At 61.4% G+C, this 10,624-nt stretch carries 8 protein-coding genes; 6 read left to right on the top strand and 2 right to left on the bottom strand.

The annotated features are described in order from the left end of the window. Positions 1-67 precede the first annotated feature (67 nt). Positions 68-652: an ACP phosphodiesterase gene (locus DCO47_RS22610; RefSeq protein ID WP_042608181.1), complete on the bottom strand. Its 585-nt coding sequence runs from the start codon at positions 650-652 to the stop codon at positions 68-70. Positions 653-820: 168 nt separating this feature from the next. Here DCO47_RS22610 and DCO47_RS22605 point away from each other — a divergent pair, with 168 nt between their 5' ends. The 3 genes from DCO47_RS22605 to DCO47_RS22595 are packed head-to-tail and all read left to right on the top strand — an operon-like array spanning position 821 to position 3,405. Beyond that, positions 821-1,123 carry a helix-turn-helix transcriptional regulator gene (locus DCO47_RS22605; RefSeq protein WP_007917068.1) on the top strand — a complete coding sequence of 101 codons (303 nt, stop codon included), beginning with the start codon at positions 821-823 and terminating at the stop codon, positions 1,121-1,123. A gap of 34 nt (positions 1,124-1,157) precedes the next feature. Beyond that, positions 1,158-2,324, top strand: a complete 1,167-nt coding sequence (locus DCO47_RS22600) for an MFS transporter (RefSeq protein ID WP_042608182.1) — start codon at positions 1,158-1,160, stop codon at positions 2,322-2,324. Between the two features lie 31 nt (positions 2,325-2,355). Further along, the gene (locus tag DCO47_RS22595) at positions 2,356-3,405 is read left to right on the top strand and encodes an alkene reductase (protein ID WP_065615224.1); all 1,050 of its coding nucleotides are present in this window, start codon (positions 2,356-2,358) and stop codon (positions 3,403-3,405) included. 384 nt (positions 3,406-3,789) lie between these two features. Here DCO47_RS22595 and emhR read toward each other — a convergent pair whose 3' ends face one another. Next, positions 3,790-4,422, bottom strand: coding sequence for an efflux system transcriptional repressor EmhR (emhR, locus tag DCO47_RS22590; RefSeq protein ID WP_016771330.1), 633 nt, complete (start codon positions 4,420-4,422; stop codon positions 3,790-3,792). Positions 4,423-4,688: 266 nt separating this feature from the next. Here emhR and emhA point away from each other — a divergent pair, with 266 nt between their 5' ends. Genes emhA through emhC form a run of 3 tightly spaced genes read left to right on the top strand, consistent with a single transcriptional unit; the run spans position 4,689 to position 10,471 of the window. After that, a complete protein-coding gene (emhA, locus tag DCO47_RS22585; RefSeq protein ID WP_016771331.1) occupies positions 4,689-5,846 on the top strand; it encodes an efflux RND transporter periplasmic adaptor subunit EmhA in 1,158 nt (385 codons plus the stop codon). Positions 5,847-5,849: 3 nt separating this feature from the next. Next, on the top strand, positions 5,850-9,014 hold the full coding sequence (gene emhB, locus DCO47_RS22580) for an efflux RND transporter permease subunit EmhB (RefSeq protein WP_116658959.1): 3,165 nt from the start codon (positions 5,850-5,852) through the stop codon (positions 9,012-9,014). After that, a complete protein-coding gene (gene emhC, locus DCO47_RS22575) occupies positions 9,011-10,471 on the top strand; it encodes an efflux RND transporter outer membrane subunit EmhC (RefSeq protein ID WP_042608184.1) in 1,461 nt (486 codons plus the stop codon). Before emhB ends, emhC begins: the two co-directional genes overlap by 4 nt. Positions 10,472-10,624: the final 153 nt, after the last annotated feature.

Here is a 10,624-nt window from a genome sequence, read left to right as displayed (position 1 = left end):
ATGGCGGTCTGTCAGTCACATTTGCATGAACTGACAGACCGCTATCGCGAGCAGGCTCACTCCTACATTAGATTTTCGGTGGTTTGGCGTGCCGGGCAAAATCCTGCAGCTGCGGGTAGAACAGGCTGAAGTCTTCGCTGAGCGGCTCATACAATCGTCGCAACTCCTGCATCGCTCCCGCCAACTCTTCAGGCCTCGTCAACCGCCGCGAGATCCCGCGCAGGACCTGCTCCAGCACGGCAAATTCGCGATACGAACCCAGCCAGTCATTGGCAACCATGTGTGGCGCGATCTTCGCCAGCCGTTCCGGCAATTGGCGTTCGCGGGAAAGCACCCGATAGACGTCTGCGGTGAACTGTTCCAGCGGTTGATCGGCATACAAACGCCAGTCCCGCGCCAGGCAGTGATCGAAAAACACATCGAGGACGATCCCGGCGTAGCGCCGCCGCGTTTCGGTAAACCGCCCCAAGGCAATGTCCACCAGCGGATGGCGATCAGTGAACACGTCGATCCGCCGATGCAGCGCAATCGCCGCTTCAACCTCCGGGTCGAACTGGCCCTGCAGGCGACCTTTGACGAAGTCGCCATACAGGCTGCCGAGTAACTGACCGGGGCGCTGGCCGCCGAGATGCAAATGCGCGAGATAGTTCATGGGCGCAGCTTAGCACTGGGTTCGAACATTCAGCACCCTTGTATCGTTATAACCCGATATAGCGATTTACAAGATGCTCAGACCGTTTTCATATTGGTATATCGCGATCCAACGATTTAAAGTTCGCTCCATCGCGATATATCGCCACTGCCCCCACGAGCCCACGCCATGAACCTCGACCTCGACGAAATAATAAAAGCCCTGGCGCACCCAGTACGGCGAGACATCCTCAACTGGCTGAAAGACCCGAAAAACGAATTCCCCGAGCAGTTGCACAACCACGAATACGGGATTTGCGCCGGGCAGATCGATCAGCGTTGCGGCCTGTCGCAATCGACTGTGTCGGCACACCTGGCGACCCTGCAACGGGCCGGGCTGATCAGCAGCCAAAAGGCCGGGCAGTGGCATTTTTTCAAACGTAACGAGGACGTCATCCAGGCGTTTCTCAGCACCCTCAGTAAAGAGCTCTGACCCTTAACGTCAGCCAGCCGACAAGGAAACCTGCATGCCCCTTTCGCTCCTCATCCTCGCCCTGAGCGCCTTCGCCATCGGCACCACCGAGTTCGTCATCATGGGCCTGCTGCCCGACGTGGCGGCGGACCTCGGCGTGTCGATTCCCGGTGCCGGCTGGCTGGTCACCGGTTACGCCCTGGGCGTGGCGATCGGTGCACCGTTCATGGCGCTGGCCACCGCGAAGCTGCCGCGCAAGGCCGCGCTGGTGGCGTTGATGGGCATCTTTATTGTCGGCAACCTGCTCTGCGCCATTGCCAGCGACTACAACGTGCTGATGTTTGCCCGGGTGGTCACGGCGCTGTGTCACGGTGCGTTCTTCGGCATCGGTTCAGTGGTGGCCGCCGGTCTGGTCGCGCCGAACAAACGTGCCTCGGCGGTGGCGTTGATGTTCACCGGTCTGACCCTGGCCAACGTGTTGGGCGTGCCGCTGGGCACCGCATTGGGTCAGGAAGCCGGCTGGCGTTCGACCTTCTGGGCGGTGACCGTCATCGGGGTGATCGCGCTGATCGGCCTGATCCGCTTCCTGCCGGCCAAGCGTGATGAAGAGAAACTCGACATGCGCGCTGAACTCGCCGCGCTCAAGGGCGCCGGCATCTGGCTGTCGCTGAGCATGACCGCACTGTTCGCCGCCTCGGTGTTCACCCTGTTCACCTATGTCGCCCCACTGCTCGGCGAAGTTACCGGCGTGTCGCCGCGTGGCGTGACCTGGACGCTGATGCTCATCGGTCTGGGCCTGACCGTCGGCAACATCATCGGCGGCAAACTCGCCGACAAAGGCATGGCCGCCACGCTGATCGGCGTGTTCATCAGCATGGCCGTGGTTTCCACGGTGCTGAGCTGGACCAGCGTTGCGCTGATCCCGACCGAGATCACCCTTTTCCTCTGGGCCACCGTCTGTTTCGCCGCTGTGCCGGCGCTGCAAGTCAATGTGGTGACCTTCGGCAAGGCTGCGCCAAATCTGGTCTCGACCCTGAACATCGGCGCCTTCAACGTCGGCAACGCCCTCGGCGCCTGGGTCGGCGGCAGCGTCATCGCCCACGGCTACGGCCTGACCAGCGTGCCACTGGCCGCCGCCGCACTCGCCGTACTGGCCCTGCTGGTGACCCTGATTACTTTCCGCCAGAACGGCAATGCCGAGCTGGCCGCTGCTTCCCACTGATCAACTTCCTTATCAAGAGAGGCTTTTAGACATGGCGACTATTTTCGACCCGATCAAACTCGGCGACATCGAGCTGAACAACCGCATCATCATGGCCCCGCTGACCCGCTGCCGCGCCGACGAAGGTCGTGTGCCGAACGCGCTGATGGCCGAATACTACGTGCAGCGCGCCTCCGCCGGCCTGATCCTCAGCGAAGCCACTTCGGTAACGCCGATGGGCGTCGGCTACCCGGACACCCCGGGCATCTGGTCCAACGATCAAGTGCGTGGCTGGGCCAATGTGACCAAGGCGATTCACGCTGCCGGCGGCAAGATCTTCCTGCAACTGTGGCACGTTGGCCGCATCTCTCACCCTTCGTACTTGAACGGTGAAGCGCCGGTGGCACCAAGCGCCATCCAGCCAAAGGGCCACGTCAGCCTGGTGCGCCCACTGGCCGACTACCCAACCCCGCGCGCCCTGGAAACCGCTGAAATCGCCGACATCGTCGACGCCTACCGCACCGGTGCCGAAAACGCCAAAGCCGCCGGTTTCGACGGCGTGGAAATCCATGGCGCCAACGGTTACCTGCTCGACCAGTTCCTGCAAAGCAGCACCAACCAGCGCACCGATCAATACGGTGGCTCGCTGGAAAACCGTGCGCGCCTCTTGCTGGAAGTAACCGATGCCGCGATCGACGTCTGGGGCGCCGGCCGCGTGGGTGTGCACTTGGCACCGCGTGCCGACTCCCACGACATGGGTGATGACAACCTCGCGGAGACCTTCACCTATGTCGCTCGTGAACTGGGCAAGCGCGGCATCGCGTTCATCTGCTCACGGGAAAAAGAAGGCGCCGACAGCCTCGGCCCGCAACTGAAAGAAGCTTTCGGTGGCCCGTACATCGCCAACGAAAAATTCACCAAGGACAGCGCCAACGAGTGGCTGGCCAGCGGTAAGGCTGACGCGGTGGCGTTCGGCGTGCCGTTCATTGCCAACCCGGATCTGCCCGCCCGTTTGCAGGCTGATGCACCGTTGAACGAGCCGCATCCGGAAACTTTCTATGGCAAGGGTCCGGTGGGTTACATCGACTATCCGACGCTGTAACCAAGCGGTAGCGCAGAAATGAAGAAGCCCCTGACTCGTGAGAGTCAGGGGCTTTTTGTTGTTCGGCTTCAGATTTGTTGCGTGGCACGACGCGTAGCCCCTCACCCCAGCCCTCTCCCGAGGGAGAGGGAGCCGATTTGCAGAGCTTTCAGAACCTGAGTTCGGCGGAGATATTCCAGGTCGGCGTATCTTGTAAGAGCAGCCCGGTCGGTCCCCTCTCCCTCTGGGAGAGGGCTAGGGTGAGGGGAAAGCGGCGAAACACGGTTTCACAAGAGCTACACAATTTCCCTACAAAATGCATGGCTCGCTGCGTTTAAACTCCCCGCCGCGATCATCAGCCATGGCGGCTGATTGACATCTCCCCGGGCAATTGCGCATTTTGTTTCATTTGCGCAGGCTCGGGCTCAGGCGCAGCATGTCCAGCCCGGTGTCGACCCAGCGTTCAGCCTCGGCGTGCAATTCGAAGCTGTCCGGGGCCAGCAGCCAGCCGTACAGCAGGCCGTCGATGTAGGCATGAATGCTGATGGCCGCGCGGGCAGTGTCGAGATCTTCCGGCAACTGGCCGCGATTCACCGCATTACGCAGGGTCAGGCCGATGCGCAGGTTGCAATCGAGACTGGCCGTCCGGCGCTGCTGGCGCAGATCGCACATTTCATCGGTGAACTCGCACTTATGAAACAGAATTTCGTTGATGCGCCGGGTTTTCGGGTCCAGTGCAACTTGATGAAACAAATGAATCAGCAACTGCCGCATGCAGCCCAGCGGGTCTGGCTCGTCTTCGCTTTCACTGGCCTTGGCCAGTTCATCCAGCGGTTCGTGCAGGCTGTCGAGCATGGCCTGGACCAGATCGGCCTTGTTGCTGAAATGCCAGTAGATGGCGCCACGCGTCACGCCGGCGAGGGTCGCGATGTCCGCCAGGGTGGTGCGGGCAACCCCCCTTTCATAGAAGGCTTTCTCGGCCGCTTCCAGAATCTGGCTGCGGGTTTCCTGAGCTTCCTCTTTGGTACGACGGACCATGGCAGTAAAACCTCAAACAGGATGTTTCAGGGATGGCTGAATATCCGCTGAATAAAGAGGGGGCGATCTCTCGTGAATCGACTCCCCGGCCTACAATTTCAAACCTTGCGACGACTTTTGTAACAGGGTGGATACGCGGCGCAGGTGTTTACAAACAACCATGAACGTAAGTATATTACTTAGCAAGCTACTTATCCACCCGGTGCCCGATTTTTACTCTTTCACACTTCTTGTGCGCTTCTTGCGCGCCTGACCCGAGGATCTTCATGCAATTCAAGCCAGCTGTTACCGCTCTGGTCACTGCCGTCGCCCTGGCATCGCTGCTCAGCGGATGTAAAAAGGAAGAAGCGGCCCCTGCCGCTCCGCCCCCTCAGGTCGGCGTCGTCACTCTGCAACCACAAGCCTTTACCCTCACCTCCGAGCTGCCGGGCCGCACCAGTGCGTTCCGCATCGCCGAAGTCCGGCCGCAGGTCAACGGCATCATTCTCAAGCGTCTGTTCAAGGAAGGCGCCGACGTCAAGGCCGGCCAGCAGCTGTATCAGATCGATCCGTCGGTGTATGAAGCGACGCTGAAAAGCGCCGAAGCCGAGCTGCGTTCGACCAAGTCGATCTCCGACCGCTACAAGCAACTGGTCGATGAGCAGGCCGTCAGCCGTCAGGAATACGACACTGCGCTGGCCAACCGCTTGCAATCGGAAGCGTCCCTTCAGAGCGCGCAGATCAACGTGCGTTACACCAAGGTCTATGCGCCGATCTCCGGCCGCATTGGCCGTTCTTCGGTGACCGAAGGCGCACTGGTCAGCAATGGTCAGGCCGACGCGATGGCGGTGATTCAACAGCTCGATCCGATCTACGTCGACGTCACCCAGTCGTCGGTGGAACTGCTGGAGCTGCGCCGCGAACTGGAAAGCGGCCGTCTGCAGAAGGCCGGCGACAACGCCGCGGCAGTCAAGCTGACCCTGGAAGACGGCAGCCAGTACAAGCTCGACGGCAAGCTGGAATTCTCCGAAGTCTCGGTTGACCAGACCACTGGCTCGGTGACCCTGCGCGCGGTGTTCCCGAACCCGGATCACACCCTGCTGCCAGGCATGTTCGTTCACGCCCAGCTGCAGGCCGGCGTCAACAGCGCAGCGATTCTCGCGCCGCAGCAAGGCGTGACCCGCGACCTCAAAGGCACCCCGACGGCACTGGTGGTCGGCGCTGACAACAAGGTCGAACTGCGTCAGCTCAAGGCCAGCCGCACCGTCGGCAGCCAGTGGCTGATCGAAGACGGCCTGAAAGCCGGCGATCGTCTGATCACCGAAGGGCTGCAGTACGTCAAACCGGGCGTCGAGGTCAAAGCGACCGAGGCGACGAACGTCGGCACCAAGAACCCGGCCCCCGCACAGGCAGCTGACAAAGCCGCCGGCGGCAAAGGGGAGTAACCCATGTCAAAATTCTTCATCGACCGTCCGATTTTCGCCTGGGTGATCGCCCTGGTGATCATGCTGGTCGGGGCACTTTCGATCCTGAAATTGCCGATCAACCAATACCCGAGCATTGCGCCACCGGCCATTGCGATCCAGGTGACCTACCCAGGCGCGTCCGCACAAACCGTGCAGGACACGGTGGTCCAGGTCATCGAGCAACAGCTCAACGGTATCGACAACCTGCGTTATGTGTCGTCGGAAAGTAACTCCGACGGCAGCATGACCATCACCGCGACCTTCGAGCAAGGCACCAACTCCGACACCGCGCAGGTTCAGGTCCAGAACAAGCTGAACCTGGCCACCCCGCTGCTGCCGCAGGAAGTGCAGCAACAGGGTATCCGCGTGACCAAGGCAGTGAAGAACTTCCTGCTGGTGATCGGCGTGGTGTCGCGTGACGGCAGCATGACCAAGGACGACCTGTCCAACTACATCGTGTCGAACATGCAGGACCCGATCTCGCGAACTGCCGGTGTCGGTGACTTCCAGGTCTTCGGTGCGCAGTACGCGATGCGTATCTGGCTCGACCCGGCCAAGTTGAACAACTTCAACCTGACCCCGGTCGACGTGAAAAACGCCATTGCCGCGCAGAACGTTCAGGTTTCGTCCGGTCAGCTCGGTGGCTTGCCTGCCGTGCAGGGCCAGCAACTGAACGCGACGATCATCGGCAAGACCCGTCTGCAGACCGCCGAGCAGTTCAAGGAAATCCTCCTCAAGGTCAACAAGGACGGCTCGCAGGTTCGCCTCAAAGACGTCGCTGAAGTCGGCCTTGGCGGTGAGAACTACGCGATCAGCGCCCAGTTCAACGGCAGCCCGGCGTCCGGTCTCGCGGTGAAACTGGCCAACGGCGCCAACGCCCTCGACACCGCCAAAGCACTGCGCAACACCATCGACAGCCTCAAGCCGTTCTTCCCGCAAGGCATGGAAGTGGTGTTCCCGTACGACACCACCCCGGTGGTGACCGAGTCGATCAAAGGCGTGGTGCACACGCTGGTCGAAGCGATCGCGCTGGTGTTCCTGGTGATGTTCCTGTTCCTGCAGAACTTCCGCGCCACCGTCATCACCACGATGACCGTGCCAGTGGTACTGCTCGGTACGTTCGGCATCCTCGCCGCTGCCGGTTTCAGCATCAACACCCTGACCATGTTCGGCATGGTGCTGGCCATCGGTCTGCTGGTGGACGACGCCATCGTCGTGGTGGAAAACGTCGAGCGGGTTATGAGCGAAGAAGGCTTGTCACCGAAGGAAGCGACGAAGAAGTCCATGGGCCAGATCCAGGGCGCGCTGGTGGGTATCGCCCTCGTGCTCTCGGCGGTACTGCTGCCGATGGCATTCTTCAGCGGCTCCACCGGTGTGATCTACAAGCAGTTCTCGATCACCATCGTGTCAGCCATGGCCCTGTCGGTACTGGTTGCCCTGATCTTCACCCCGGCGCTGTGCGCGACCATGCTCAAGCCGATTCCGAAAGGCGAGCACGGTACCCCGAAGAAAGGTTTCTTCGGCTGGTTCAACCGCAACTTCGACCGTGGCGTGCGCAGCTACGAGCGCGGCGTCGGCAACATGCTGACCCGCAAGGCGCCGTATCTGCTGGCCTATCTGCTGATCGTGGTCGGCATGATCTGGCTGTTCACCCGCATCCCGACCGCGTTCCTGCCGGAAGAAGACCAGGGCGTTCTGTTCGCTCAGGTGCAGACCCCGGCCGGTTCCAGTGCCCAGCGCACACAAGTGGTCGTGGACGAAATGCGTGAGTACCTGCTGCGTCCCAACAAGGACGGCGGTGAGGCGGACGCGGTGGCTTCGGTGTTCACCGTGACCGGCTTCAACTTCGCTGGCCGTGGGCAGAGCTCGGGTATGGCGTTCATCATGCTCAAGCCGTGGGGCGAACGTAACGCCGACAACAGCGTGTTCAACCTCGCTGCGCGTGCCCAGCAACACTTCTTCAGCTTCCGCGACGCGATGGTGTTTGCCTTCGCCCCGCCAGCGGTTCTGGAATTGGGTAACGCCACCGGTTTCGACGTGTTCCTGCAGGACCGTGCCGGTATCGGTCACGAAAAACTGATGGAAGCGCGTAACCAGTTCCTCGGCATGGCGGCGCAAAGCAAGGTGCTGACCCAGGTGCGTCCGAACGGCCTGAACGATGAGCCGCAGTTCCAGCTGGAAATCGATGACGAGAAGGCCAGTGCCCTCGGCATCACCATCAGCGACATCAACAACACCCTGTCGATCGCGCTGGGCAGTAGCTACGTCAACGACTTCATCGACCGTGGTCGGGTGAAGAAAGTCTACGTGCAGGGCCAACCGGACTCGCGCATGAGCCCGGAAGACCTGAAGAAGTGGTACGTGCGCAACGCCGAAGGCACCATGGTTCCGTTCTCGGCATTCGCCAAGGGCGAGTGGGTCTACGGTTCGCCGAAACTGGCGCGCTACAACGGTGTGGAAGCGGTCGAGGTCCTCGGGGCTCCGGCGCCGGGCTACTCCACCGGTGAAGCGATGGCCGAAGTCGAAGCGATTGCCAAGAAGCTGCCGTCCGGTGTCGGTATCTCGTGGACCGGTCTGTCCTACGAGGAACGTCTGTCCGGCTCGCAAGCGCCAGCGCTGTACGCCCTGTCGCTGCTGATGGTGTTCCTGTGTCTGGCGGCGCTGTATGAAAGCTGGTCGATTCCGATCGCGGTCATGCTCGTGGTACCGCTGGGGATCATCGGTGCACTGATGGCGACCAGTCTGCGCGGTCTGTCCAACGACGTGTACTTCCAGGTAGGCCTGTTGACGACCATCGGTCTGGCGGCTAAAAACGCCATTCTGATCGTCGAATTCGCCAAGGAACTGCATGAACAGGGACGCACCCTGCGTGAAGCGGCAGTCGAAGCCTGCCGCATGCGTCTGCGCCCGATCATCATGACCTCGCTGGCCTTCGTCCTCGGCGTGGTACCGCTGGCGATTTCCACCGGCGCAGGTTCAGGCAGTCAACATGCGATCGGTACCGGCGTGATTGGCGGTATGCTCACGGCCACGATCCTGGCGATCTTCTGGGTCCCACTGTTCTTCGTTACTGTGTCGTCGATCGGTCAGCGCAAAAAGACCGACGCGGATGAGACTACTGAAACTCCTAAAGAGGCTGGCCAATGAGCAAGTCGCTACTCTCCATCGCAGTCGCCGCCTTCGTGCTGAGCGGTTGCTCGCTGATACCTGACTATCAGCAGCCTGAGGCTCCGGTCGCAGGCCAGTACCCGCAGGGGCCGGCGTATTCGCCGGCCCAGGCTCCGGCGCAAGCCGCGGCCGAACAGGGCTGGAAGCAGTTTTTCCATGACCCTGCCCTGCAACAGCTGATCCAGGTCGCCCTGGAAAACAACCGCGACCTGCGTGTCGCGGCGCTGAACATCGACGCTTACGCGGCGCAGTACCGCATCCAGCGCGCCGACCTGTTCCCGGCGGTGTCGGCCACTGCCGCCGGCAGCCGCCAGCGTCTGCCGGCCCGTGCCTCGCAGACCGGCGAGTCGACTATCAGCAGCTCCTACTCGGCCACGGTCGGGGTCAGCGCCTACGAACTCGACCTGTTCGGTCGAGTGCGCAGCCTGAGCGAGCAAGCGCTGCAACAATACTTCGCCACTGAAGAAGCACGTCGCAGTACACAGATCAGTCTGGTGGCCAACGTCGCCAATGCTTACCTGACCTGGCAGGCGGACAAGGAACTGCTCAAGCTGACTCAGGACACCCTCGGTGCCTTCGAAGAAAGCTACAAGCTGACCAGCCGCAGCAACGAAGTCGGTGTGGCTTCGGCGCTGGATCTGGCGCAGTCGCGCACTTCCGTGGAAAACGCCCGGGCACAATTGGCGCGTTACACCCGCCAGGTCGCGCAGGACGAAAACAGCCTGACCCTGCTGCTCGGCACCGGTATTCCGGCCAATCTGCAAGCGGCCAAACCGCTGGCCGACGACCTGCTCAGCGACGTGCCGGCCGGTCTGCCTTCGGATCTGCTGCAACGTCGTCCGGACATTCTGCAGGCCGAGTACAACCTGAAGGCGGCCAACGCCAACATCGGCGCGGCCCGTGCAGCGTTTTTCCCGAGCATCAGCCTGACCGCCAACGCGGGTAGCCTGAGTCCGGATCTGTCCGGCCTGTTCAAGGGTGGCTCGGGGACGTGGCTGTTCCAGCCGCAGATCAACCTGCCGATCTTCAACGCCGGCAGCCTGCGCGCCAGCCTCGACTACGCCAAGATCCAGAAGGACATTGGCGTGGCGAATTACGAGAAGTCGATTCAGACAGCTTTCCAGGAAGTCGCCGACGGCCTCGCTGCCCGCCAGACCTACACCGAGCAGTTGCAAGCGCAGCGTGACTTCGTCCAGGCCAACCAGGATTACTACCGCCTGGCCGAACGTCGCTACCGCATCGGCGTCGACAGCAACCTGACCTTCCTCGATGCCCAGCGTCAGTTGTTCAGCGCGCAACAGGCACTGATCACCGACCGCCTCGCGCAGTTGACCAGTGCGGTCAACCTGTACAAGGCCTTGGGCGGTGGCTGGAATGCGCAGACCGCGCAGAACGAACCGCTGAAAGAAGAAGCGCCGAAGATGAAGCTGTTCTGATCATCGGCTGAATACATCAAGCCCACCTTATTGGTGGGCTTTTTGTTGCCTGTCGGAAAGGTTTGACGGCCGAACTGGCCTCTTCGCGAGCAGGCTCGCTCCCACAGGGAAACGCATTCCAATTGTGGGAGCGAGCCTGCTCGCGAAGAGGAC

This window comes from Pseudomonas sp. NDM (assembly GCF_003105095.1).
Classification (GTDB): domain Bacteria; phylum Pseudomonadota; class Gammaproteobacteria; order Pseudomonadales; family Pseudomonadaceae; genus Aquipseudomonas; species Aquipseudomonas moraviensis_A.
Note: the sequence above shows the minus strand (reverse complement) of the source record. Positions and strands in the feature narration are given on the sequence as shown.

Bases quoted from the DNA above. Each gene is read 5' to 3' on its own strand.
- DCO47_RS22610 (WP_042608181.1), bottom strand. From the start codon at position 652: ATGAACTATCTCGCGCATTTGCATCTCGGCGGCCAGCGCCCCGGTCAG.
- DCO47_RS22605 (WP_007917068.1), top strand. From the start codon at position 821: ATGAACCTCGACCTCGACGAAATAATAAAAGCCCTGGCGCACCCAGTA.
- DCO47_RS22600 (WP_042608182.1), top strand. From the start codon at position 1,158: ATGCCCCTTTCGCTCCTCATCCTCGCCCTGAGCGCCTTCGCCATCGGC.
- DCO47_RS22595 (WP_065615224.1), top strand. From the start codon at position 2,356: ATGGCGACTATTTTCGACCCGATCAAACTCGGCGACATCGAGCTGAAC.
- emhR (WP_016771330.1), bottom strand. From the start codon at position 4,422: ATGGTCCGTCGTACCAAAGAGGAAGCTCAGGAAACCCGCAGCCAGATT.
- emhA (WP_016771331.1), top strand. From the start codon at position 4,689: ATGCAATTCAAGCCAGCTGTTACCGCTCTGGTCACTGCCGTCGCCCTG.
- emhB (WP_116658959.1), top strand. From the start codon at position 5,850: ATGTCAAAATTCTTCATCGACCGTCCGATTTTCGCCTGGGTGATCGCC.
- emhC (WP_042608184.1), top strand. From the start codon at position 9,011: ATGAGCAAGTCGCTACTCTCCATCGCAGTCGCCGCCTTCGTGCTGAGC.